The organism is Flavobacterium sp. ASW18X (genome assembly GCF_005144745.1).
Classification (GTDB): Bacteria; Bacteroidota; Bacteroidia; order Flavobacteriales; family Flavobacteriaceae; genus Croceivirga.
Window position 1 is genome coordinate 398,484 of the sequence record NZ_SWKK01000008.1, and the last position, 25,189, is coordinate 423,672.

Here is a 25,189-nt window from a genome sequence, read left to right on the forward strand (position 1 = left end):
ATGTAAATGAATTATCAATCAATTAATTTTAAAGGAAACAGACTTAATTTCACACTGTTATCAAAATTAAAACAACTTTATAATGGGAAATAATCAGCACACAAACGAGGCTTGGGACGTAAATGATTCTGCTAAATGTCCATTTTTGAATGGCGAAATGAGTAAAACGGCCACCGGTGGTGGAACGTCTAATAAAGATTGGTGGCCCAATCAAATGAATTTAAATATCCTTAGGCAACATTCTACTTTGGTAAACCCAATGGATAAAGATTTTAATTATGCAGAGGAGTTTAAAAAGTTAGACTTAAAGGCAATCAAAAAAGACCTGACAGATTTAATGACAGATAGCCAAGACTGGTGGCCGGCAGATTATGGCCATTATGGTCCGTTCTTTATCCGTATGGCATGGCACTCTGCAGGTACTTATAGAATACACGATGGTCGTGGTGGTGCCAGTTCTGGTTCTCAACGTTTTGCTCCATTAAATAGCTGGCCAGACAACGCTAGCTTAGATAAAGCTCGACTCTTACTTTGGCCCATTAAAAGAAAGTATGGTAAAAAAATTTCTTGGGCAGATTTAATGATTCTAGCTGGGAATGTGGCTCACGAGTCCATGGGGCTTAAAATGTTTGGTTTTGCTGGTGGTAGAGAAGATGTTTGGCAAACAGAAGAAGATATATATTGGGGCTCAGAGACAGAATGGCTTGGGAGTGATAAACGTTATGAGGGTGGTAGTCTAGAACGCTCTTTAGGTGCTGCTCATATGGGTTTAATTTATGTAAATCCAGAGGGGCACAATGGTAATCCCGATCCTTTAGAGGCTGCTAAGTATATTAGAGAGACTTTTGGCCGTATGGCAATGAACGATTACGAAACTGTAGCGTTGATTGCAGGAGGACATACTTTTGGTAAAACACACGGTGCCGCTGATCCAGAAAAGTATCTGGAAGCTGAACCTGCAGGAGCAGGTATAGAAATGCAAAGTATGGGCTGGAAAAATAATTTTGGTACTGGTATGGGTGCAGATACTATTACTTCTGGTTTGGAGGGTGCTTGGACAGATACGCCAACCAAATGGAGCCATAAGTATTTAGAAAACCTATTTAATTATGAATGGGAGCTAACTAAAAGTCCGGCTGGAGCATGGCAGTACAAACCAAAAGGAGATGCAGGTGCTGGTACAGTACCAGATGCACACGACCCAACTAAAAAGCATGCGCCATTTATGTTGGTTACAGATTTGTCTTTGCGTATGGACCCAGATTATGAAAAGATATCTAGACACTTTTTAGAAAACCCAGAGGAGTTTGCAGATGCGTATTCAAGAGCATGGTATAAACTTACGCATAGGGATATGGGGCCGTTGAATAGGTATTTAGGTGATGAGGTTCCAAGTGAAATATTAATCTGGCAAGACCCAATCCCAGCAGTAGACCATGAGTTGGTGAATGGTGATGATGTAGCACAGTTAAAAAAGAATATTCTAGCCTCTGAACTTTCTGTATCAGAATTAGTGAGCACGGCTTGGGCTTCTGCAAGTACATTCCGTGGTTCTGATAAGCGTGGAGGAGCAAATGGTGCACGCATCCGTTTTGAGCCACAAAAAAGTTGGAAAGCGAATAACCCAGAGCAGTTAAGTAAAGTCTTGGAGGTTTTAAGTAAAATTCAGTCTGACTTTAATGATGCTCAATCTGGTGATAAGAAAGTATCTTTAGCAGACCTTATTGTTTTGGGTGGTGCAGCAGGTGTAGAACAGGCGGCAAAAGATGCAGGCTATGCTATAGAAGTGCCATTTAAGCCAGGAAGAATGGATGCTCTAGAAGAACAAACAGATTCGGAATCTTTTGAAGCATTAGAGCCAATTGCAGACGGTTTTAGAAACTATTACAATCCTAAATTTGATGCAGCTCCTGAAGAATTATTGGTAGATAAAGCACAATTACTAACCTTGACAGCCCCAGAGATGACGGTTTTGGTAGGTGGTATGCGTACCATGAATGCCAATTTTGATGGTTCTAATCACGGAGTGTTCACAGACCAGCCTGGAACGCTAAGTAATGATTTCTTTGTTAATCTTTTAGACATGGCAACCACATGGAGTGCGGCAGATGACAGCGAGCAGGTGTTCCATGGTAAAGATAGAAGAACTGGAGATGTAAAATGGACAGGGACTAGAGCAGATTTGATATTTGGTTCTAATTCTGAGCTAAGAGCATTGGCAGAGGTGTATGCTACAGATGATGCTAAAGAAAAGTTTGTGCGCGATTTTGTTGCAGCGTGGAACAAAGTCATGAATTTAGACAGATTCGATGCCTAAAAGTGTTTAAGTACATAAAACTAAAAGCGACCTGTTGATCCAGGTCGCTTTTTTTATAAGCTATACTTGACATGTAAGCCAATATAAAAATTGCGACCATTGCCTGGATAAAAATACCTGGGCTGGCTTCCACCAAAACCAACAGCATTTATTAGTACAGACTGGGCATAATTGGTGTCAAAAATATTATTTACGCCAATGGTAAATTGTGTTTCTAAAATAGGACTTAGTTTGGGGGTAAAGTAAATTTTAGTGTGGAAGATGTTATAAGCATCGCTATAAATGGTATTTGCATCGTCTAAAGGTATTTCTGCCACGTAATTGTGATTAAGATACCATCCAAACTTTTGTAAATGTTGTAAGCTAAAACCTGTGTTTAGTCGGTGTTTGGGTACGCCTGTTAGCGCGTTTCCATTATAGTTAGTGCCATCGTTCACAAATTCGTTAAACTGATGTAGACTTAGGGTGTAGTTGGCATACGGCTGTAAGTCCCACTTTGGTGCTAATGTAAAATTGGATTTAAGGTCTAGTTCTAACCCCTTATGCGTTGTTTTCCCTGCGTTTTTACCAATAAATTGGTCTTCTCCTACCCGTTCTGCTACTAAAAGATCCTTCACTTTCATGAGGTATGCATTAGCAGTTAGGTTAATTCTATTTTTGAAAAGCGATTGTTCTATACCTATTTCATAATTCCAACCAGTTTCTTGAGCAATATCCGGATTTATAACTCCATCTGGGGTTAAAGTTTCTTCTAAGTTTGGATTAGAAAATCCACGGCTTACATTCGCAAAAAGCGAGCCATGAGTCATGGCGTATTGTAAACCAAAAGTTGGGTTGTAGATGGGGTCAAATTTGCGCTCCGCAGAGCTATCAGTACCATCGGTTACAAAGCGGTCGTTAAAATCGTAAGACGTGGTGTTAACGGATAATCCTACTTGTGCCGTTAATTTATCAGATAGCGGATAATTATAGTTTGCAAAGCCAAACCATTGCGTTCTAAACTCTTTATTTTCACTTAGTTTATCGCCTTGTAAACTACCGTTATCGTTGTTCTCTCGGTATAAATTTTCAAAGGTTTCCCAAAAATATTCGTCCTTATAAAGTTCCGTTCCAAAACTAAAGTTACCCCCTAAGGCTTTCCCTTTAAAAACGGAACGTAAACCAAATCCGCTAGTAAATTCATCTAAAATGTTAAAAGGTCTTGGTTCAAAGTGGTCTAGATACGTATAAAAAACACTGGTGCTGTTGGTTAGCTTAGGGTTAAAACTATAGGTGTAGTTTACTCCCGCTAAAGTATACTTGTTAGCCTCAAAGCCCTGAGCAGCATTCCAGTTTGCCGCTGCAACTTCAGGATTATTCTCGAAATCAGTTTTATTTATGGAGCTAGGAATCTGAGCTACATAGTCTATGTAATTCACCAAAACATCTAGTTTGCTCTTTTTATTAAGTAAAACGCCAAGGTTTACTAAAATACCATCACGGTCAAAAGAATTGTTTTGTCTATACCCGTTGGTACTAATGCTATTATAGCTCACATTTAGGTGCAATTTATCGGTTTGCTGGCTTAAACTTATATTCTCTTTTAATAATTGATAAGAACCTAAAGTAGTGCTGCTTTTAAGTTCAGAATTACCAGCATTTGGAGCTTTACTATTTAAAATTATAGCGCCACCTAAATTAGCGCCATAACTGCCACCTTTGGGTCCTTTTATAACTTCAATATGGCCTAAGGTTGCTAAATCATAAGCTTCTATAGAAGAAAACCCACTACCATTTGTTACAGGAATATTGTTAAAGTACAACCGTAATTTATCCGTCCCATATAGTGTTCTAGCGCCAATTCCCCGCATGGTAATGCGGTTAGTATTCAAAGCTCCAGAAAGTACATGGACCCCGGGAATCTGATTTAATACTTGCGGAGCGTCTAAAGGGGCAAAAGCATCAATTTGTGCTGAGGTTATGCTGCTAGAGGGGGTAATGCCATAAGCATTTTTAATGGTGAGCGATTTAGATAAAATAACTTCGTCTAAAAAGGTGATAGAATCTTGTTGAGCGCTAAGTTGTTGCCCAGTAAAAAGCAATACAACTATCGGTAATATCCATGGAAAATAAACTTTCATCGGTATAAAAATGGCTATTTTTAAAGCAAATTTAGAGGATGAAGATAGTATCTTATAACGTAAACGGCATACGAGCAGCATTAAATAAAGGTTTTTTAGATTGGTTGGCAACGGTAGACCCAGATGTGGTATGCTTGCAAGAGACTAAAGCCATGAAAGCGCAATTAGACCTGGACTTGTTTGCGGAGGCGGGTTACGAGCATAACTATTGGTTTAGCGCCCAAAAAAAAGGGTATAGCGGTGTGGCTTTACTCTGTAAAAAACAACCAGACCATATAGAGTACGGCACAGGTATAGACTATATGGATTTTGAAGGTAGAAACATAAGAGCAGATTTTGGGGATATTTCTGTTATGAGTATGTACTTACCTTCCGGAACCAATATAGCACGCTTAGATCACAAATTAATGTACATGGCAGATTTTCAAAAGTATGCAGATACACTTAGGAAAACACATCCTAATTTAGTGGTTTGCGGGGATTACAATATTTGCCACCAACCAATTGATATTCATGACCCAGTGCGTAACAAAAATGTTTCTGGATTTTTACCTGTAGAACGGGAGTGGATAGGAGATTTTATAGCAAGTGGTTTTATAGATAGTTTTAGAGCATTTAATACAGAACCAGATAACTACACATGGTGGAGCTATCGTGCAAATGCTAGAGCAAACAATAAGGGATGGCGCTTGGATTATGGAATGGTAAACAGTTCTTTAAAAGATAGACTTAAGCGTTCTGTTATTTTGTCAGAGGCCAAACACAGTGACCATTGCCCTATTTTATTAGAGATAGATTAGAAATAACAATGTTTTAAAAGGTTTTAGGGCGATGTTGTCCTAATTTTACCCATTTAGAATTTATTAAATCAAGATGAAGTATACCAGATTACCCAATACCAATATTAGAGTAAGTAAAATTTGTTTAGGGACTATGACTTGGGGCAGACAAAATTCTGAAGAAGAAGGTCATGCCCAAATGGATTTTGCATTAGATAAGGGGGTCAATTTTTTTGATACGGCAGAACTATATCCAGTGCCAGCCAAAAAAGAGTTGTATGCGGTTACAGAAGAAATAATCGGTAGATGGTTTGTAAAAACAGGCAATAGGGAAAAGGTAGTACTGGCAACTAAAATTGCGGGAAATGGGGATTATACAAAATTCATTAGAACTACAGGTTTTGCTAAGGACGCTTTAATTACGGCGGTTGAAGGCAGTTTAAAGCGCTTGCAAACAGATTATATAGATTTATATCAATTACATTGGCCAGAACGCGATACCAACTATTTTGGTAAACGTGGTTATGATGCAGACCAGCACGATTTTTGGGAGGACAATATTCATCAAGTATTAGAAACGTTGAGGGATTTGGTACAACAAGGTAAAATTAGAGAAGTTGGTATCTCTAATGAAACGCCTTGGGGCGCCATGCGTTACTTAGAAGAGAGTAAGGTGCATCAGGATTTACCGCGCATGCAAACCATACAGAATCCGTACAATTTACTTAACCGATTGTTTGAAGTTGGTCTATCAGAAGTTGCCATGAGAGAACGTATAGGGCTTTTGGCATACTCCCCTATGGGTTTTGGGACACTAAGTGGTAAATATTTAGGAGAAGTACCACCAAGAAAGGGACGGGTAACTTTATTTCCGCAATACAATAGATATAGCAATGAGAATGCTGTTGCGGCTACTAGAAAATATGCTGCTTTAGCAGAAGAACATGGATTGTCTTTAGCGCAAATGGCATTAGCTTTTGTAAACACAAGACCGTTCTTAACCAGTAATATTATTGGTGCAACATCTTTAGAACAGCTAGATGAAAACATAGCTTCTATTAACATAACCCTGCCCAATACCATTTTAGAGGGGATAGAAGAAATACACAATACAATTCCAAACCCTTCGCCTTAAGAAAATAATGCGTTGTCAGGGGAAAAAGAGATATGTCTAGACAGTTTCTCTTCCAAGGAAAGAAAGGAATCTATTTTTTTAATGCCTTTTATGGTGAGAATTTCTTGCTGATAAACGTTTCTAAAATGGATGCTGTCTTGCGTATGTACCTTTACCAAAACATCATACTTGCCATTAATATGATGAATTTTAACTACTTCTTTTATGGTGGCTAATTGGTCTATCACTTTAACATAATCTACAGGGTTGTTTAGATGGAGCATTAAAAAAGTGGTCATTTTGCAATTTATAGCAGCATAATCTAGTTCTAGTGTTGCTCCTTTTATAAAGCCCATCTCTGTCATTTTTTTTACCCGAGCATGTACTGTGCCAGATGAAATGATAAGTTTTTTGGCAATTTCTGTATAAGGCATTTGCGCATTTTTTGTCAGGAAGTCTACTATTTGGTAGTCTATGTGGTCCATTTTTTGTTTCATATGGCTTAATAGGTTGATGATTAATGTGCTAGGCTATTAAAGATACGTGCCTTTGTAAAAAAATAACAGATGCAACTATTAAAAATCAACGGTATAAATTAACACATCGTTAATAAAAAACCGTTTAAATCTCATATTCATAAAAAAGCCATTTTTAATAATAAATACCAGTATTGCAATTTGTTGACAGGCATTCTCTAAATCATTTTAAAATTTGCAGAAATAACTGTAAAAACTAAAAATATAGTAGTTTTTTACATTGTTGCTAGGGTTAAAAAAGGCACTAGATAAATATGTTAATTTTTTAATATTCAAAACGCTAACTAAATTGGCACTAATCAGTTATGCGATTGTATGATTGAGGTTTTGAGTTTCCGGAACTTGAATTCAATGAAGAATTTCCCCCTTGATTAAAAGAGTAATCAGATAGGGAGTATGGCTTCATGAAATAACCTTAAAAATCCGAAAACTTATGAAACAACTTCTCTATTTCTTAACTATCTTATTATTCAATTTTACGGCGCAAGCGCAAGAAATTACCGTTTCTGGGCGTGTGGTAGATGATACAGGTCTTCCTGTGCCAGGGGCAAATGTTATTTTAAAAGGAACCACACAAGGGACAACTACAGACTTTGAAGGTAATTACAGTATAGGCGTGCCAACAACTGGAGTCCTAGTTTTTTCTGGGCTAGGTTTTGAAACCAAAAGTGTCCCGATTGCTAATAAAAAAACCATAAATGTAACGCTTGCAACTAGTGCCCAACAATTGGCAGAGGCCATAGTGGTGGGCACTAGAGGACAGGCAAGAACAAAATTAGAAACTACAGCACCCGTAGATGTCATCAGTATCAGCAAACAACAAATTAATATGCCACAGTTAGATGTAGCTCAGATGCTTGTGGCCTCTGCTCCGTCTTTTACAGCGGTTCGTTCACAAGGAGGAGATTTGAGTACAGCTGTAAATCCGCCACAGTTAAGAGGGCTAGGACCCAATCAACTATTGGTGTTAGTAAACGGTAAAAGAAGGCATAGTGGGGCGCAGTTAATTGGTTCTGCTACTGGTTCTGCAGCCAATTCTGTAGATATGGATTTTATACCTACCGATGCTATAGACCGTATAGAAGTTTTAAGAGATGGCGCATCAGCACAATATGGTTCTGATGCTATTGCTGGGGTTATTAACCTAGTTACTAAAAAGGGAACTAATAAGTTTACCGCAAATTATTCTTTAGGTTTTTACACCAATAATAATCCAGATTTGAGCGATTCTAATTTAAGTGAATCTGACCAAGCTTTGTTAGAAGATACAGATGGTTTAGATGGATTTACACACCAGCTAGGGGCTAATTATGGTATAGGCTTTGAAAATGGAGGTTATTTTAACATAACTGGTTTATATCGTCAAAACGAAGCGGCAATACGGCCAAACATTAGTGGGGCAACACCTTATGGTTCTTCTTATTTAAATAATGAAAGAACAGATGCCCAAGGCAATATTATCATTACGAATCCAGAATTACTGGCCGCTCAAGCTGCTGGAAACGATGCTTTAGCAGCGGAACTAAGAACGGACGCTGGTTTATTAGCAGCAAGAGGGTTAACCGCAAGAGATATATCTACATTTGCTGGTTTATCTGCTTCGGTTTTGGGTACAGTAGCGTACAACCTAGAGATTCCACTTTCTAGTGCATCAGAATCTAACTTTTATTCTTTTGGGGATTTTGGGTACAAGAACACAGATGGTTTTGGCTGTTTCTACAGAAGGTCTGCACAAACAGACCGGTTTAGTTATGATTTATATCCTAATGGCTTTAGACCACAGATGATTATAACACAAACTAACTTAGGATTAACGGCTGGGGTAGATGGTAAACTGGGCGATTGGGATTTTGATTTCAGCAACACTTTTGGTACTAATAAACAAAACTACGGGCAATTTAATACGTTCAATGCTAGTTTGGGAGCTGAGTCACCTACAGAGATGGATTTAGGTACGCACTCATTTACCCAAAACACTTTAAATTTTGACTTATCTCGATATTTTCCTGAGTTTTTAGCAGGTCTCAACATTGCGATGGGAGCAGAGGTTAGGATAGAAAATTACGTGATTGAAAGAGGGCAGCCAGAAAGTTTTGCTGCTGGCGATGAAGGTGTGTTTTATGCAGCAGAAGACGACCAGTTGCTTATAGGTCCAGATGGCTTTCCGCTAGAAGATTTGAGTGGCAATCCCATTGTAGATGAAAACGGAAATCCTTTAGTTTTGTCCACCGCAGATGCTAGTTCTTATCCGGTTTTGCAATACAGTCCAAACTGTCAGTGTTTTAGAGGTTTTGCTCCAGAAAATGAGGCTAATGAATTTAGGTCGGTAACGGGTTTGTATTTTGATGCAGAATTAGATGTTACGGACAATTGGCTTTTAAGTGGTGCATTACGTACTGAACAATATTCAGATTTTGGTGGAGTGTTTACAGGTAAATTGGCTACCCGGTATTCTATCACGGATGATTTGGCAATAAGAGGTTCTTTTAGTAATGGTTTTAGGGCTCCTTCGCTTCAAGAGTTAAATTATTCGCACACCTTTACATTCTTTGTGGACTTAGATCCTTTTGATGGTACACTTTATCCTAATAATAGTGCGGTAGCAAAAGCCATTGGTATTGGTCAATTAGAAGAAGAAAGGTCTACCAATGTTTCCCTGGGTATAACAGCTAAACTATTTAAAAAGTTAGATTTGAGTATAGATGCTTATTCTATAAGTATTAAAGACCGTTTATTTTCAACAGGTAACTTTAGTGCAGCAGATGCTCCCGTATTAGAACCTTTGATTGGTTCTGGTTTGGCTAGTTTTAGAATTAATGGAGGGGACGTAAGTACAAAAGGGGTAGAAATTGTAGCTAATTATAATGACCGCGTAGGAGAAGGAATGTTGAACCTAAATCTTTCTGCCATATTTTCTGAGCGTACATTTGATGGTGCTAATGTTCCCGATTTAAATACCAATTTATCAGACCAAGAATTAGAAGATTTATACATTGACCGTGCAGTAATTGGCTCTTTTGAAAAAGGCGTGCCTAACACTAATTTTATAGCAACCGCTACATATAGTTTTGGTAAGTGGTCTGCCATGTTAAGGGGTAACTACATAGGAGAAATCTCTAGACTGGATGATGGTTTAGGTACTTTAACAGATGTTAATTTCCCTAATGTCGGAGAACAAGGGTATTCTGATCAAACTTTTTCTGCACAATTTACCACAGATTTAGGAATCACTTTTGCAGCTTCAAAGAATTTATCCTTTACACTAACAGGTCAAAATATTTTTAACAATTATCCTGATTTATACAGAGCAGAAGAGCGTGGTTTCTATTTGTATGGTAATGGACAGCAAGGTTCTCTAGGCGCTAACTACTTAGTTAGGGCGACATTGAGTTTATAATTGATACAACTAAAAGAATAACAACATGAAACAATCATATATAAAAAAAATAATCGCGTTTATAATTCTAATTGCAGCGTTTATATCCTGTGACTTGGAGCGTCTAGAACCAGCTTTGGAAACTGCAGATGGCGGTGGTACAGTAGAAACTTTTATGGCGTATACCATTGAGGCAACGGACCCAGAGGGTTCTAATGTATATGGAAGAGTCGTTTTTTGGAAAACGGATTTAGACCAAACTTTGGTGCAAATTTCTTTATATAATACAATAGATGAGATGTTGCATCCGGCGGTGTTGGTAGAAGGTGCCGCGGGTATGGGAACTACGAGCCTTTTACCAATAGACAATGTAAATGGTAGTACAGGTGAACTAGCAGAGAATAAATTTTTCCTGATTGCGGATACATCTTTTTACGATTCAATTTCTGGGTTAGATGCCCATGTAAGTATAGCACTTAGTCCTACAGACACAACCATTGTGGCGGCTGGGGATATTGGTATAAATGCTGATCCAGTAGATTCTAATTAAATAAGAAACCAAACTAAACCAAGTTTTTAAGACTGACTAGGATTTTTGAGTTAGTTTAAGAGTCGGGTTGATTAGCGGCAGCTATAAACTCGACTCTTTGTATTAAAATAGCTCCTTAACTAATTCTTCTATTTTAGAAATTAGTCGTACAGTAACTTTGGTGTTTTTTAAATTTATTTTATTGGCTTTAGAAACAAAAATAGTAGTGAACCCAAGTTTTTCTGCTTCTAAAATTCGTTGGTCTACGCGCTGCACGGGGCGTATTTCCCCCGCTAAACCAACTTCTGCCGCAAAACATACCCCTTGTGCTATTGCAATATCTGCATTGCTAGATAAAATGGATGCAATCACCGCTAAATCTATAGCAGGGTCATCAACAGAAATGCCGCCAGTAATGTTTAAAAATACATCTTTAGCGGCGAGTTTAAAGCCGGCTCTTTTTTCTAAAACAGCCAACAACATGTTCAATCGTTTTACATTAAAGCCTGTTGCAGAACGTTGTGGCGTTCCGTATACGGCACTGCTCACTAAGGCCTGTATTTCTATGAGTAAGGGGCGCATGCCCTCTACGGTGGCGGCAATAGCCGTACCACTCAATTCACCATTAGTATTAGAAATTAAAATTTCTGAGGGGTTATTTACTTCACGTAGGCCGCTGCCTTGCATTTCATAAATACCTAATTCTGCTGTGGAGCCAAACCGATTTTTTAAGGAACGTAGAATTCTGTACACGTAATTTCTATCGCCTTCAAACTGCAAAACAGTATCTACCATATGTTCTAGAATCTTTGGTCCTGCTATAGTTCCGTCTTTTGTAATATGGCCAACAAGTAATACCGGGGTGCTACTTTCTTTAGCAAATTTTATGAGTTCTGCGGTGCATTCTCTAATTTGAGATATGCTCCCAGCGGCAGATTCTATATAGTCTGTATGCAAAGTTTGTATAGAGTCTATAATGACTAAATCTGGCTCAACCGCAGCTATTTGTTGAAATATATGCTGTGTTTTAGTTTCTGTTAGTATAAAGCAGTTTTCCGCTTGTTTATTTATGCGGTCCGCACGCATTTTTATCTGTTTCTGGCTTTCTTCACCAGAAACGTATAGCACCTTGTAATTTAATTGCAGGGCAACTTGTAGTAGCAAGGTACTTTTGCCAATGCCGGGCTCTCCCCCTAAAAGGGTTAAAGATCCAGGAACTAGTCCGCCACCTAAAACTCGGTTAAATTCTTTATCCTTGGTGTCTAAGCGTACTTCTTTTTCGTTGCTAATTTCTGTAACCCGTAGCGGTCTAGCTGTTTTTTGTAGGGTCGTAGATGTGCCGGATTTCCAACTGGGCTTGCTTTCTTTTTGTACAACTTCTTCTACAACAGTATTCCATTCTTTGCAAGAAGTACATTGACCAATCCATTTTGCGAATTGGGCACCACAATTTTGGCAGAAATAAGCGGTTTTGGTCTTAGCCATTAGCTGTTCTAAAGTTAATTGTAGCTAAGATACGCCTAATGCTTTTTAATAGCCAAAATCGGCTTTAATCGCATCTATTTTTTCTAAAGCCATGTCCTTGGTAAGGAAATCAATTTCGTTCATTAAAAACGATTTTTCAAAAGCCTTCATGGCTTTTTTGGGTTCGCCTTTAAGTTCTAATGCTTCTCCCTCCATATAAAAACCTAGCATAGTCTCTGGATATTGGTCTTTTGCAATTTTAGATAAAGCTTCTAACGACTCAAAGTCGTCTTTTTTAAGTGATGCGGCATATATCGCCATGATATCATTCAATTCGTAATCCCTTTGGTAACCTAACAGTTTTTCTATTAGCTCGTACTTGTTGGTAAGATAGTTTATGGCTGGGTCTTCAGATTTTAATATTTGCTCTTTATATTCTTTAGGGGTTATAGGTCTAAAAGTTTTAAAAGTAGTATCAAAAGCTTCTGCTAGACCATAAGAAACAATAGATACATGGTCTGCATCTTCATACTCTGCAAAGGAATAATGTAAACTTTCTTTGTCTATGGAAGCTACGGCATTGTTTAATTGAAGCAAGCGGTTACGGTCATCTGTCTTTTCCTTTTCTAAAATAAGATGATAGAATAATTCTTGGTCTAATGCTGACAGTCTGGCGGGTACTCTACTTTCCATTTCTGTTGCGAGGACAGGAGAAATGATGGTGTAAGAATTAAATAGGGAGCGGTCCTTAAATAAAAAATAATTGCCAAAATTTGCTGTGATATCATAACCCATAAACATTTTGAATGGAGCTATGCTGTACGAATTTTCTAAATATGGAATAAGCTCCGTTCCTAAAAATTCATAAAATTGTTTGCCTTTATCTGTGGGTAGACCCGAACTTTGATCAAAGTCACAATCTTCCCAGCGAATATCATTTTCTGATTGATGTACGCCTACCACAATACTTTGGGGCATACGGTGTTGATTACTGTAAAATTTGGTGTTGGCAACAACCAAATCAAACAAATAATCAGCGTCCAAGACCACAATTAAAGGGTATTTTTTGTCTTCGGTGTAATCTTCAGGGAAGTAATAAGACACATCTCTGCGTTCTTGTAGTTTAAATGATTCAAAAATTTCCTTTTTTACTTGTGCATTTGTAGCGATACAAAAAAGAAGAAAAAGCGTAAGTAGTGATTTGGACATGGTAAACAGCTTCTGATAACTGCAATTAGCTATCTATTTCTGTTCAATAACGGCAATAGCACAAAGGATATTGCACCAAAAACAACTACCATTAAAGTTTGGGCTATCCACATAATCCATCCAAAGGTATTCCCAGCTATTGCGCTTACTCCAAATAGGCTTAAGGAGCCACTTACAGCAATTGGGTAAAGGCCAATGCCTCCGTTGGTGGTAGACATCGCAAACGCGCCTCCAACAAAGGCGACAAGTAATTGAGATATACTAAGGTCAGCAGTTTCTAAAACAGTAAATTTTATGACCCAAAACATGGCTACGTAGCAGAACCAAATAAGAAAGGTGTAGAAAATAAATAACCACTTATTTTCCATTTTTAAGATACTTGTGATTCCATCTAAAAGCCCATTTAAGAATCCATTTATTTTCTTTGCAAAAGGGGAACTAGATTTTTTTAAAATTCTAATTACTATTACTAAACTAACTATACCTAGGACTAATACTGCAAGCCCAATGATTATGCCCATACCACTTTGGTTTAAGTAGCCAAGTATAATATTGGTTTGTAATAAAAGGGCAGTAAAAATTACCAGAAGAAGCATAATTAAATCAATTACGCGCTCGGTAACAATAGTGCCAAAACCTTTTTCAAAAGGAACATTTTCATAGGTGGTGAGCGCTGTGGCCCGTAAAACCTCTCCAGACCTTGGAATGCCTAAATTGGCAAAGTAAGATAAGAATACAATTAAAACATTGTTGTATAGCTTAGGTTGGTAGCCTAGTGGTTTTAAAAGGTAATTCCAGCGAATAGCCCTAGCTATATGGCTAATAATTCCTATTAAAATAGAAACGCCAATCCAGAATGGATTTGCATTGGTAATACTAGTAACAATAGTTTTGCGGTCCTCTAAAGATGTACTTTGGTAGGAGTACCAAACCAAAAATAGTCCCAAGGCAATTGGGACTATTAGTTTCAATGTTTTTTTTAATTGTGGAGACAAACTAATTCAATAGGTTGTTTGCTTCATTAGGGAACACCAAAGACGGATTAAAAGTTTTAGCTTCTTCTATATCCATCCAAGAATAGGTTATTAAAATCAGAATATCGCCTTGTGCTACTTTTCTGGCAGCGGCACCGTTGAGCGTTATTTCACCAGAACCCCTAGGCCCTGGAATGGCATAGGTTTCTAGTCTTTCTCCATTATTGTTATTTACAATTTGTACCTTTTCTCCACGAATAATATTAGCGGCATCCATAAGGTCTTCATCAATAGTTATACTACCAATATAGTTTAGGTCTGCACCAGTTACTTTTACTCTGTGGATTTTAGATTTAACAACTTCTACTTGCATGGGGCAAAATTACTTAATTTAGGGCCAGATTATCTATAAGTCTAACCTCCTCCGCATAAACGGCAATAAAGGCCCTATATTTTGTGTTTTCTTGTATTTTTTTAATTGGGGTTAACGTGTCTTCATCTGTAATTTCAAAATACTCTAATGTAAAATCGGAGTTGTTTTCATAAAGATTAGTGACACTTTCCTTTATTTCTTGTACACTTTTCGTGCCAAATTTAGATTTGGCAGTTATTAGACTGTTGTATATAAAGTTTGCTTTTTCTCTAGTCGCTTTTGTCAGTCTTTCATTTCTGGAGCTTCTGGCAAGACCGTGTAATTCTCTAGAAATGGGGCAAGGAATAATTTTTACAGGTAATTCTTTAAGGGCAACTAATTTTTTAATGATTTGGAGTTGCTGAAAATCTTTTTCTCCAAAATAGGCCTTGTTAGGTTCAACGGTACGTAGTAAAAGCTCTACTATTGTTGCTACACCGTTAAAGTGCCCAGACCTAAAAGCACCTTCCATTACCTTTTCAAGACCATTAAACTCATACGTTTTAGAGGTAATGTCTCCATCATAAATATTTTCTCTAGTAGGCGTGAATAAAATTATGTCCGCAGATAATGAAGCAAGCAGTTCAATATCTTTTTCAAGGTTTCTTGGATATTTTTCTAAATCTGTGAGATTATCAAACTGGGTAGGATTAACAAAGATGCTAACCACGGTAATGTCATTGTCTTTAAGAGACTCGGCTACTAAGGATAAATGACCTTCATGCAACGCCCCCATGGTAGGTACAAAGCCAATTGTTTGTTGGTCTTCCTTATATTTTTTTAACTGTGCAGAAAGCACATTTTTATCTTGTATTACCTGCATTTTTAATATTAAAAGCGGCCAAAAATACTACAAATACAGCTATTTTGCATAAATTTTGTACTTTTGCAGCTACGTTTTGTCAGATGAACCAAAATTCAATTTATGACCGGTAAAAAGATATTATTCGTATCTTCAGAATTAATACCCTATCTTCCAGAGAATCAAGTTTCAAAAATGTCTTATGAGGCACCTAGAATGGTTAACAGTAATGGTGGCCAGATAAGGATTTTTATGCCAAGGTATGGAAACATTAATGAAAGAAGGCATCAATTACACGAAGTAATTAGGCTTTCTGGGATGAACTTGGTAATCAACGATATGGATATGCCTTTAATAATTAAGGTAGCATCCATCCCAAAAGAAAGAATACAAGTTTACTTTATAGATAACGACGAGTATTTCAAAAGAAAAGCTACGTTTAAAGACAAAGAAGGGAACTTATTTCCCGATAACGATGAGCGCGCTATTTTCTTTGCAAAAGGAGTCGTGGAGACAGTTAAGAAACTAAACTGGTCACCAGATATTATTCATGTTCACGGTTGGATGGCCTCTCTACTGCCTTTATACCTTAAAGAATATTACGCAGACGAGCCTATTTTTATGGATAGCAAAATTGTAACTTCTGTTTACGAACAAGGCTATGAGGGCGCTTTGGATGCTCAAATGATAGATAAGGTTGCTTTTGATGGGATAGATAAAAGTAAGATTGAAGCTATTTCTGAACCCGTCTATAATAATTTGTTAAAGGTAGCAGTGGATTATTCTGATGCAGTTATTTTAGCCTCAGAAGCTGTTCCAGAGACATTAACGGAGCATATTTCTAAACTAGATAAGCCTGTATTGCCATACGTTTCTTTCCAAGAAACAGAAGAGGCGTACGCGGATTTCTATAACAATCAAGTGCTAAAATAAAACCGTATATGGGTTTGCAGAAAAAGGGTTTCCTGGCGATAGCTGGGTTGTTTTTTATGTTTGTATTTGTTGCTTCTTGTGAAGAAGAAATAGATACCATTGGTGAAGGTGTTGTTGCGGGTGAGCCATTTACAACAGGCAAGGTGAGTTTTGATGTTTTTGCCAAGAATAGAAAAATAACGGCAGTACAAACTAATAAACTTCCCGTATATCAAGCTGGTGTGTATAAAGACCCTTTGTTTGGGGAAAGACAAGCGGTAATCACTTCTCAAGTGTCACTGTCTACTACAAACCCTACTTTTGGTACTGTTGTTCAAAGTTCTGAAGCCCTTACAGATTTATCTGGGAATAGAGATACTATTGCAGAAGCGGAAGAAGTTACCTCTGTTTATTTGTACTTGCCTTATTTGCAAGTTCCAGCATTAACAAATGACAGGGATGGTGATGGGGTGCCAGATGAATTGGATGAGGATCCAACGGACCCGAACAGTAATAGTGATGACGACGAAGTTTCGGATATTCAGGAACGTGCCAATGGCACAAATCCGTTGGATAGTGATACGGACGGTGATGGTATCTTGGATGGGGTAGATGAGGACATCATCAGTAATAATTTTCAGAATGAGTATGCTTTGGATAGTATTTTCACCAATGAATTTAAGACTTGGGAAAACAGCAAACAATTAGTTGGTAAGAAGTTTAACTTAAAGGTGGAACGTTCTAGCTTCTTTTTAAGAGATTTGGATCCTAATGCCAATTTTGAAGAAGCACAACCGTACTATAGCAATACAGATATTACTTCTTTTGTAGAAGGGGCAGCTTTATTTGATGGAGAAGTGACTATAGATAATAAAGAGATTATAACTGCATTTGAAGACGATAATCCAGAAACTACAGAGGTAGATGAAAGTAAACAAATAGCTTCTCGTTTAAATCCAGGAGTTTACGTGGAGCTGGATAAGGATTTCTTTCAAACTAATATTATAGACAAAGAGGGGAGTTCAGAGCTTTCTAATCAGGCTAATTTTAGAGACTTTTTGCGTGGATTGCACTTTACAGTAACGCCATCTAGTGATACAGAAGACATGTTGTTGCTTTTTGATATGACTCAAGCTAACATCACCATTAATTATGATTACCAAGATTACGATACAGAATCAGAAACGGAAATTACCTCTAGTAGTAGTTATGTGATAAATTTTTTACAGAATGCTAACGGAATTATTTCTGGCAACGCGGTAAACACTTTTGTAGATCAGCCGTTAGAAGCAGATGTGGCTACACATTTAGATGCATCTGTAGAGAATGCAGAAAGATTGGTGCTTAAAGGTGGTTCCGGTGCTTTTTCTCAAATTCGCTTATTTGGTAATCAGGTAGATGAGGCTACAGGAAAAGTGACTAATGGAGAGGAATTCATCAACCAGATAAAAGCTAATAATTGGATTATTAATGAGGCTAATTTGGTTTTTTATGTTGACCAAAACACGATAAATCAAAAGGGAGGCATCATAAATCCACCTCGTTTATATGTGTACAATTCTGTAACAAACCAGCCTATACATGATTTAACAGATGCTGCTACATCTCAATCTAATTTAGGAAGGTATCCAAATTATGATGGTGTTTTAGAGCAGGATGCTGTTGGGAACGGAATAAAATATACGGTAAAGATTACAGACCATATAAATGATATAATCGTGAGAGACTCTGCAAATGTAGTATTGAATGTTGCATTAACTTCAGATTTATCAATCACGGGGGTAAGAGAAGATATTGTAGAGGGTGAATCTGTAGATTTGCCTGTTATGTCTGCTATAAATCCATTAGGAACTATCCTATACGGCAGCAACGTTCCTGCGCAAGATGAAGCTAAAAAATTAAAGTTAGAAGTCTTTTATACTACAGCGAATTAAGTAAGGTTGGCATACCATTGCTCCGATTTTAGCGTTAAATCATCTAAAAACACTAAGTAAACGCCTAAGGTGCATTACTTTTGGGGTGAAACACTAATCATTATATTAATTAACAGACTACAGTTATGTGTGGAATTGTTGGGTATATTGGGCATAGAGAAGCCTATCCAATTATCATTAAAGGATTACAACGACTAGAATATAGAGGCTATGATAGTGCCGGGATTGTGCTTTATGATGAAGCTGGAACTAAATTAGCTAAAACAAAAGGTAAAGTAGAGGATCTTAAGAAAAAGGCAGAAGATACTATTTCTACTACTGGTAAATTAGGTTTAGGGCATACAAGATGGGCAACACATGGTGTCCCAAATGATACCAATTCTCACCCGCATTATTCTAATTCTGGCAATCTTTGCATCATTCATAATGGAATCATAGAGAACTATGAGTCTATCAAAAAAGAATTAATTAAAAGGGGATACACCTTTACATCTGATACAGACACTGAGGTTTTAGTAAATCTTATAGAGGAGGTTAAAAAAACGGAAGATGTAAAGCTTGGAAAAGCAGTACAGATTGCCCTTAATCAAGTGGTTGGTGCTTATGCTATTGCGGTCTTTGATGTAAATAAGCCAGATGAAATTGTTGTAGCTAAATTAGGAAGTCCTTTGGCCATTGGTATTGGCGAAAACGAATATTTCGTAGCTTCTGATGCAAGTCCATTTATAGAATATACTAATAACGCTGTGTATTTAGAAGATGAGGAAATGGCTATTATTAGATTGGGCAAAGAAATTAAGCTAAGAAAAATTAAAGATGATGCAATTGCATATCCTAATATTCTAGAACTTCAATTAAATATAGAAGAAATAGAAAAAGGAGGTTACGACCATTTTATGCTTAAGGAAATTTATGAACAACCGAGAGCCATCCAAGATACATACAGGGGTAGGCTTTTAGCGGACCAAGGCATAATAAGAATGGCTGGTATTGACCAGAATTTAGAGAAATTCCTGAAGGCTGATAGAATTATTATTGTTGCCTGTGGAACTTCTTGGCATGCTGGTTTGGTTGCAGAGTATATTTTTGAAGATTTGGCGCGTATACCAGTAGAGGTAGAGTATGCTTCAGAATTTAGATATAGAAATCCTGTTATTACGGAGAAAGACGTGTTAATTGCTATTTCTCAATCTGGAGAAACCGCAGATACATTGGCGGCAATTAAAATGGCAAAAGAGCGTGGGGCTTTTGTATTTGGGGTGTGTAACGTGGTTGGTTCCTCAATCGCAAGGGAAACACACGCGGGTGCTTATACCCATGCAGGGCCAGAAATAGGAGTGGCATCTACTAAGGCGTTTACTACACAAATAACCATATTGTCTCTAATAGCCCTAAAATTAGCGAAAGAGAAAGGTGTAATGTCAGACTCTAAATTTCATGAATATCTTACACAGTTAGAGAACGTTCCTGCAAAAGTTGAGCGTGCGCTAAAATCTAATGATGCTATTGAAGAAATTGCTGCAGTTTATAAGGATAGCCCAAATTGCCTGTATTTAGGACGGGGCTTTAATTTTCCAGTGGCTTTAGAGGGAGCTTTAAAGCTTAAAGAAATTAGTTATATACATGCAGAAGGCTACCCGGCAGCAGAAATGAAGCACGGTCCTATTGCTTTGATTGATGAACAAATGCCAGTAGTTGTAATTGCTACGAAGCAGGGGCATTATGAGAAAGTAGTAAGTAATATTCAGGAGATAAAATCTAGAAAAGGGAAGATAATAGCTGTTGTTTTTGAAGGAGATAAAGTAGTTAAAGAAATTGCAGACCACGTGATTGAAGTTCCGGAAACAGAGGAGTTCTTGTCGCCCCTGTTAACTACAATTCCATTACAATTGCTTTCTTATCATATTGCTTTAATGAGAGGTTGTAATGTGGATCAACCCAGAAACTTAGCAAAATCCGTTACGGTAGAGTAATAAGGAATAAATGTTAAAATTATAGAGCCGCCAATTTTGGCGGCTTTTTTTATGGATTTACCACTATAACCTGTGAATATTTAGCAAATAAGTATTATGCATGCATAATTTTTTGGAATTTTCATTGTAGGGAAATCAAAAAAATGTATCTTCCATCCGATAAATTAACTTTTTATTAAAATTTAACTCAAATACTAGACGAATGAGAAAAATCCTATTCGCATTAGCAATGCTCATTGGTGGGGTAGTGTCCGCACAGACTACTGTGACGGGTACTGTTGTAGACCAAAATAATGAGCCTGTTCCCGGAGCTAATATTGTTGTCGTAGGAAAAGCAGAAGGAGCTGTTACTGATTTTGACGGTAACTTTACGTTGAATGCCTCTATTAATCCGCCATTTCAACTTAAAATTACCAGCGTTGGTTTTACTGATGCTACAACTCAAGTAACGCAAAACAACCAAAACCTAACCATTACCATTAATGAGAGTTCTACTTTGTTAGACGAGATTGTAATTTCCGCATCTAGAACTCCAGAAAGAATTTTTGAATCCCCAGTATCTGTAGAACGGTTCGGATTAAAAGAAATTAAGAATACCACCGCAGAATCCTTTTATGGAGGCTTGCAAAATTTAAAAGGGGTAGATATCAATACGAATAGTTTAACCTTTCAATCTGTAAACACAAGAGGTTTTGCCACGTTTGCAAATAACCGTTTTTTACAATTAGTAGATGGTATGGATAACACTGCACCAGGTTTAAACTTTGTATTAGGTAACCTTACAGGAATGTCAGAATTAGATGTTCAAAGTGTAGAGATATTACCAGGTGCATCATCCGCATTGTACGGAGCAGGTGCATTTAATGGTATCTTATTTATGAGAAGTAAGAATCCGTTCGATTTTCAAGGTATTAGTGCATACATAAAAACTGGGATTACCTCTCAGGAAGCAGCAGGTGATAATGAATACTATGACATAGGTGTCCGTGCAGCACACGCGTTTAGTGATAAGGTGGCAGTAAAGGCTAACATCTCTTTTTTACAAGGAGAAGATTGGCATGCAAACAATTATATCGATTTAAATAACCCGGGTGCTGACCGTTCAAACCCAGCCTATGATGGTTTAAATGTTTACGGTGACGAAGTTGGAGACACCTTTAACTTAGATAGGATAGCAGATTTGCCTAGTGGCACTTTAGGCTCAGTATCTGTAACAAGAACTGGTTATGAAGAGCGTGATTTGGCCAACTATAACGCGCAAAGTGTTAAGTCCGATTTTGCAGTTCATTTTAGGCCTTGGGCAAATGACTTTGAAATTATTTTAAATAGCAGAATTGGTAGGGGTACTACAATCTATCAAGGAGCTAACAGATATTCTGTTGCAGGGTTTAAAATGCAGCAGCATAAAATAGAATTAAAAAATGATAACTTCTTTTTAAGAGGATACATTGTTTCTGAGAACTCGGGTGATGCATACGATACGCGTTTCGCTGCAATTAACATAAATAGAAGGTGGAAATCTGATGAAGATTGGTTTAGGCAATATCTGAATACCTTTATCGGAGCAAAATTAGGAATTGGTACCGGAGTGCAGTTGTCTGATGAGGTGGCGCATGCCGCGGCAAGAGCTGCTGCAGATACTGGTCGTTTAATTCCTGGTACTCCTGAGTTTCAAAGTGCTTTCAATGCGGTTACCAGTGACGGAGATTTAACCACTGGGGCTAAGTTTATAGATAATACTAAATTTCGCCATGTTAATGGTAACTACAATTTTGCACATTTAATCAATGATTGGGCAGACATTCAGGTTGGTGGTTCATTTAGAGAGTATGAATTAAGTTCTAATGGAACTATTTTTACGGATTTCGATGGACCTATTACGTATAATGAATTTGGAGCTTATGCGCAATTGCAAAAGAAAATGGCAGACGAGCGTATTAAGTTAACCTTGTCTGCAAGGTATGATAAGAACGAATTTTTTGACGGATTTTTATCGCCAAGAGCGGGTATATCAGCTACCTTAGGTGAAAATAGAAACCACAATATTAGAGCATCTATTCAACAAGGTTTCCGTAATCCAACAACACAGGATTTATTCATTGGCTTAGATGCGGGTAGAGCAATTTTAGTGGGTTCTGCTCCAGATAATTTAGATCGTGATGTAAGAACATACACGCTAGATCCAAATAACAGTGGGGCATTATTAACTGGTTCTCCAACGGTTACAATTTCTGGACGTTCGGCATACGAAAACTCTTTTACTGCAAGTTCTGTTCTGCGTTTTGCTGAAACTCAAAATCCTTTAGATTTAGAAATAGCAAATCCCGAAATTATTAAACCAGAAGAGATTACAGCCATAGAATTAGGTTATAGAACCCAATTGGGTAAATTTACCATTGATTTAAGTGGTTATTATAATAGCTATAAAAACTTCATATCCAATGTAAATACAGTGGTTCCTTTTTATGGAGATGTAGCATTAACACAAACAATACCTGAAAGTATAGATTCAAATAAAACACCTTTAGCAATTGCGGCTATTGCAAATAATGATTGGCAAGTATATCAAACCTATACAAACTCAGATGTAGATATTAATTCTTGGGGAGCTACTATCGGTGTTGATACTAAGATTTTTGGGAATTATGATTTAGGAGTAAATTATACCTATGCAGATTTAGATTTTGATAAAGCTGCTAATCCAGATTTTAGAACAAACTTTAACACACCAGAACACAAGTTTAAAGCTTCTTTTGGAAATACAGAGTTGTTCAAAAACTTTGGATTTGGTATTAACTACAGATGGAGTGATTCTTTTTTCTGGGAAGCTAGTTTTGCTGACGGAGAGGTGCCTTCTTATTCTGTGTTAGATGCACAAATTAATTACAGTGTTCCTTCTATAAAATCTGTTTTTAAAGCAGGTGGTAGTAACATTTTAGGTGAAGAATATTTTACGGCTTTTGGTAGTGGTAACATAGGTTCTATTTTCTATGTTTCTTGGACCATAAACCCATAATTATAATAACACTAACTAAATATTTATAAGGGCATCTGTAATGATGCCCTTTTTTGTTTGCAAAAAAGGAATTGGAAGTTTCTATATAAGAACGGAATACCATATCTTTGCGCCCGAAAAAAATACCGTTCTTCTTCATTAAGAAGATGAATTAATTGAAATACTGAAGTAATGTCTAAAGTTACAGGAAAAGTTGCCCAGATTATTGGCCCGGTTATCGATGTAGAGTTTGAGTCCGGAACAGAAATCCCAAAAATCTACGATTCATTAGAGGTAAAGAAGCCAGATGGATCACTTTTGGTGTTGGAAGTACAATCTCATATCGGTGAAAATACTGTTAGAACCATCTCTATGGATTCTACAGATGGTTTAAGCCGTGGTGTAGATGTGGTTGCTACAGGTAGTGCCATTCAAATGCCAATAGGTGAGGATGTATATGGTCGACTATTTAATGTGATTGGAGATCCTATTGATGGTCTTCAAGAGTTGCCAAAAAGTGGTGATAACGGACTTCCTATTCACCGTGAGGCTCCTAAGTTTGAAGATTTATCAACTTCTACTGAAGTTTTATTTACAGGAATCAAAGTAATCGACTTAATTGAGCCATACGCAAAGGGTGGTAAAATTGGTTTGTTCGGTGGTGCTGGTGTTGGTAAAACAGTATTGATTCAGGAATTAATTAATAACATTGCTAAAGGTCACGGTGGTCTTTCTGTATTTGCTGGTGTAGGCGAGCGTACAAGAGAGGGTAACGACCTTTTAAGAGAGATGTTAGAGTCTGGTATTATTAAATACGGTGATGATTTCTTGCACTCTATGGAAGAAGGCGGATGGGATTTAGCCAAAGTAGATAAGGAAGCAATGAAAGAATCTAAGGCTACCTTCGTATTTGGTCAGATGAACGAACCACCTGGTGCACGTGCACGTGTGGCACTTTCTGGTCTTACTATTGCGGAGTATTTCCGTGATGGAGCTGGTGACGGTCAAGGGAAAGACGTACTATTCTTTGTTGATAATATTTTCCGTTTTACACAAGCGGGTTCAGAGGTATCTGCACTTTTAGGTAGGATGCCTTCTGCAGTAGGTTACCAACCAACTTTGGCTACAGAGATGGGTGCAATGCAAGAGCGTATTACTTCTACTAAAAGAGGTTCTATTACGTCTGTACAAGCGGTTTACGTACCTGCGGATGATTTAACGGATCCTGCACCTGCAACAACATTTGCTCACTTAGATGCTACTACAGTACTTTCTAGAAAGATTGCAGAGTTGGGTATTTATCCTGCGGTAGACCCATTAGATTCTACATCTAGAATTCTTACACCAGAAATTTTAGGTAAAGATCATTACGGTTGTGCACAACGTGTAAAAGAGTTATTACAACGTTATAAAGAGTTACAAGACATTATAGCTATTCTTGGTATGGAAGAACTTTCAGAAGAGGATAAACTAGCAGTAGGTAGAGCTAGACGTGTACAACGTTTCTTATCTCAGCCTTTCCACGTAGCTGAGCAGTTTACTGGTATTCCAGGAGTGTTAGTAGATATCAAGGAAACCATAAAAGGATTTAACATGATTATGGACGGTGAACTAGACCATTTGCCAGAATCAGCGTTTAACTTAAAAGGTACCATAGAGGAAGCTATTGAGGCTGGCGAGAAAATGTTAGCAGAGGCTTAATATTTGGTTTAGATTATAGTGCTAACTAAAATAACGCCCAAC

The 25,189-nt window shown here is 37.5% G+C and carries 17 protein-coding genes; 10 read left to right on the forward strand and 7 right to left on the reverse strand.

Annotation, left to right across the window (positions count from 1 at the left end):
• Window positions 1–82: 82 nt before the first annotated feature.
• A complete protein-coding gene (gene katG / locus FBT53_RS07225) occupies window positions 83–2,317 on the forward strand; it encodes a catalase/peroxidase HPI (protein WP_136950494.1) in 2,235 nt (744 codons plus the stop codon).
• Window positions 2,318–2,370: 53 nt separating this feature from the next.
• On the opposite strand, the gene FBT53_RS07230 is transcribed toward katG, so the two are convergent.
• On the reverse strand, window positions 2,371–4,437 hold the full coding sequence (locus FBT53_RS07230; RefSeq protein ID WP_136950495.1) for a TonB-dependent receptor domain-containing protein: 2,067 nt from the start codon (window positions 4,435–4,437) through the stop codon (window positions 2,371–2,373).
• A 38-nt stretch (window positions 4,438–4,475) separates the two neighbouring features.
• Between FBT53_RS07230 and FBT53_RS07235 the strand changes: the two genes are divergently transcribed.
• Both FBT53_RS07235 and FBT53_RS07240 read left to right on the forward strand, forming a co-directional pair.
• Complete coding sequence (locus FBT53_RS07235) at window positions 4,476–5,237, forward strand: exodeoxyribonuclease III (RefSeq protein ID WP_136950496.1); 762 nt, start codon at window positions 4,476–4,478, stop codon at window positions 5,235–5,237.
• 73 nt (window positions 5,238–5,310) lie between these two features.
• Window positions 5,311–6,351, forward strand: coding sequence for an aldo/keto reductase (locus tag FBT53_RS07240; protein ID WP_136950497.1), 1,041 nt, complete (start codon window positions 5,311–5,313; stop codon window positions 6,349–6,351).
• Here the strand turns inward: FBT53_RS07240 and FBT53_RS07245 are convergent.
• Window positions 6,348–6,827 carry an Lrp/AsnC family transcriptional regulator gene (locus FBT53_RS07245; protein WP_136950498.1) on the reverse strand — a complete coding sequence of 160 codons (480 nt, stop codon included), beginning with the start codon at window positions 6,825–6,827 and terminating at the stop codon, window positions 6,348–6,350. The genes FBT53_RS07240 and FBT53_RS07245 overlap by 4 nt on opposite strands.
• A 472-nt stretch (window positions 6,828–7,299) precedes the next feature.
• Here FBT53_RS07245 and FBT53_RS07250 point away from each other — a divergent pair, with 472 nt between their 5' ends.
• Both FBT53_RS07250 and FBT53_RS07255 read left to right on the forward strand, forming a co-directional pair.
• Window positions 7,300–10,263 (forward strand): TonB-dependent receptor, encoded by a 2,964-nt coding sequence (locus FBT53_RS07250; RefSeq protein ID WP_136950499.1) that lies wholly within the window; start codon window positions 7,300–7,302, stop codon window positions 10,261–10,263.
• 25 nt (window positions 10,264–10,288) lie between these two features.
• Window positions 10,289–10,792 (forward strand): hypothetical protein, encoded by a 504-nt coding sequence (locus tag FBT53_RS07255; RefSeq protein WP_136950500.1) that lies wholly within the window; start codon window positions 10,289–10,291, stop codon window positions 10,790–10,792.
• A 102-nt stretch (window positions 10,793–10,894) separates the two neighbouring features.
• Here the strand turns inward: FBT53_RS07255 and radA are convergent, their stop codons facing one another.
• From radA to panC, 5 genes are read right to left on the reverse strand one after another with little or no spacing between them, the layout of a single operon-like run.
• A complete protein-coding gene (gene radA, locus FBT53_RS07260) occupies window positions 10,895–12,256 on the reverse strand; it encodes a DNA repair protein RadA (protein WP_136950501.1) in 1,362 nt (453 codons plus the stop codon).
• 45 nt (window positions 12,257–12,301) lie between these two features.
• Window positions 12,302–13,444, reverse strand: a complete 1,143-nt coding sequence (locus FBT53_RS07265; RefSeq protein ID WP_136950502.1) for an alpha/beta hydrolase — start codon at window positions 13,442–13,444, stop codon at window positions 12,302–12,304.
• 29 nt (window positions 13,445–13,473) lie between these two features.
• Window positions 13,474–14,439 carry a lysylphosphatidylglycerol synthase transmembrane domain-containing protein gene (locus FBT53_RS07270; protein ID WP_136950503.1) on the reverse strand — a complete coding sequence of 322 codons (966 nt, stop codon included), beginning with the start codon at window positions 14,437–14,439 and terminating at the stop codon, window positions 13,474–13,476.
• Between the two features lies 1 nt (window position 14,440).
• A complete protein-coding gene (panD, locus tag FBT53_RS07275; protein WP_136950504.1) occupies window positions 14,441–14,791 on the reverse strand; it encodes an aspartate 1-decarboxylase in 351 nt (116 codons plus the stop codon).
• 13 nt (window positions 14,792–14,804) lie between these two features.
• Window positions 14,805–15,653: a pantoate--beta-alanine ligase gene (panC, locus tag FBT53_RS07280; protein ID WP_136950505.1), complete on the reverse strand. Its 849-nt coding sequence runs from the start codon at window positions 15,651–15,653 to the stop codon at window positions 14,805–14,807.
• Window positions 15,654–15,755: 102 nt separating this feature from the next.
• Between panC and FBT53_RS07285 the strand changes: the two genes are divergently transcribed.
• The 5 genes from FBT53_RS07285 (at window position 15,756) to atpD (ending at window position 25,147) form a co-directional block, all read left to right on the forward strand.
• On the forward strand, window positions 15,756–16,565 hold the full coding sequence (locus FBT53_RS07285) for a glycogen/starch synthase (RefSeq protein WP_136950506.1): 810 nt from the start codon (window positions 15,756–15,758) through the stop codon (window positions 16,563–16,565).
• Window positions 16,566–16,573: 8 nt separating this feature from the next.
• Complete coding sequence (locus FBT53_RS07290) at window positions 16,574–18,478, forward strand: DUF4270 domain-containing protein (RefSeq protein WP_136950507.1); 1,905 nt, start codon at window positions 16,574–16,576, stop codon at window positions 18,476–18,478.
• Between the two features lie 125 nt (window positions 18,479–18,603).
• Entirely contained in the window at window positions 18,604–20,451 is a 1,848-nt protein-coding gene (glmS, locus tag FBT53_RS07295; RefSeq protein ID WP_136950508.1) for a glutamine--fructose-6-phosphate transaminase (isomerizing), read from the forward strand.
• A gap of 202 nt (window positions 20,452–20,653) precedes the next feature.
• The gene (locus FBT53_RS07300) at window positions 20,654–23,467 is read left to right on the forward strand and encodes a TonB-dependent receptor domain-containing protein (protein WP_136950509.1); all 2,814 of its coding nucleotides are present in this window, start codon (window positions 20,654–20,656) and stop codon (window positions 23,465–23,467) included.
• A gap of 171 nt (window positions 23,468–23,638) precedes the next feature.
• Window positions 23,639–25,147: a F0F1 ATP synthase subunit beta gene (gene atpD / locus FBT53_RS07305; protein ID WP_136950510.1), complete on the forward strand. Its 1,509-nt coding sequence runs from the start codon at window positions 23,639–23,641 to the stop codon at window positions 25,145–25,147.
• Window positions 25,148–25,189 lie beyond the last annotated feature (42 nt).

What these genes read in the sequence shown, in the direction of transcription:
- radA (WP_136950501.1), bottom strand. Translation starts at nt 12,256, where the DNA reads ATGGCTAAGACCAAAACCGCTTATTTCTGCCAAAATTGTGGTGCCCAA.
- FBT53_RS07265 (WP_136950502.1), bottom strand. Translation starts at nt 13,444, where the DNA reads ATGTCCAAATCACTACTTACGCTTTTTCTTCTTTTTTGTATCGCTACA.
- katG (WP_136950494.1), top strand. Translation starts at nt 83, where the DNA reads ATGGGAAATAATCAGCACACAAACGAGGCTTGGGACGTAAATGATTCT.
- FBT53_RS07285 (WP_136950506.1), top strand. Translation starts at nt 15,756, where the DNA reads ATGACCGGTAAAAAGATATTATTCGTATCTTCAGAATTAATACCCTAT.
- FBT53_RS07235 (WP_136950496.1), top strand. Translation starts at nt 4,476, where the DNA reads ATGAAGATAGTATCTTATAACGTAAACGGCATACGAGCAGCATTAAAT.
- atpD (WP_136950510.1), top strand. Translation starts at nt 23,639, where the DNA reads ATGTCTAAAGTTACAGGAAAAGTTGCCCAGATTATTGGCCCGGTTATC.
- panC (WP_136950505.1), bottom strand. Translation starts at nt 15,653, where the DNA reads ATGCAGGTAATACAAGATAAAAATGTGCTTTCTGCACAGTTAAAAAAA.
- FBT53_RS07250 (WP_136950499.1), top strand. Translation starts at nt 7,300, where the DNA reads ATGAAACAACTTCTCTATTTCTTAACTATCTTATTATTCAATTTTACG.
- FBT53_RS07230 (WP_136950495.1), bottom strand. Translation starts at nt 4,437, where the DNA reads ATGAAAGTTTATTTTCCATGGATATTACCGATAGTTGTATTGCTTTTT.
- FBT53_RS07240 (WP_136950497.1), top strand. Translation starts at nt 5,311, where the DNA reads ATGAAGTATACCAGATTACCCAATACCAATATTAGAGTAAGTAAAATT.
- FBT53_RS07300 (WP_136950509.1), top strand. Translation starts at nt 20,654, where the DNA reads ATGAGAAAAATCCTATTCGCATTAGCAATGCTCATTGGTGGGGTAGTG.
- FBT53_RS07290 (WP_136950507.1), top strand. Translation starts at nt 16,574, where the DNA reads ATGGGTTTGCAGAAAAAGGGTTTCCTGGCGATAGCTGGGTTGTTTTTT.
- FBT53_RS07255 (WP_136950500.1), top strand. Translation starts at nt 10,289, where the DNA reads ATGAAACAATCATATATAAAAAAAATAATCGCGTTTATAATTCTAATT.
- FBT53_RS07245 (WP_136950498.1), bottom strand. Translation starts at nt 6,827, where the DNA reads ATGAAACAAAAAATGGACCACATAGACTACCAAATAGTAGACTTCCTG.
- panD (WP_136950504.1), bottom strand. Translation starts at nt 14,791, where the DNA reads ATGCAAGTAGAAGTTGTTAAATCTAAAATCCACAGAGTAAAAGTAACT.
- glmS (WP_136950508.1), top strand. Translation starts at nt 18,604, where the DNA reads ATGTGTGGAATTGTTGGGTATATTGGGCATAGAGAAGCCTATCCAATT.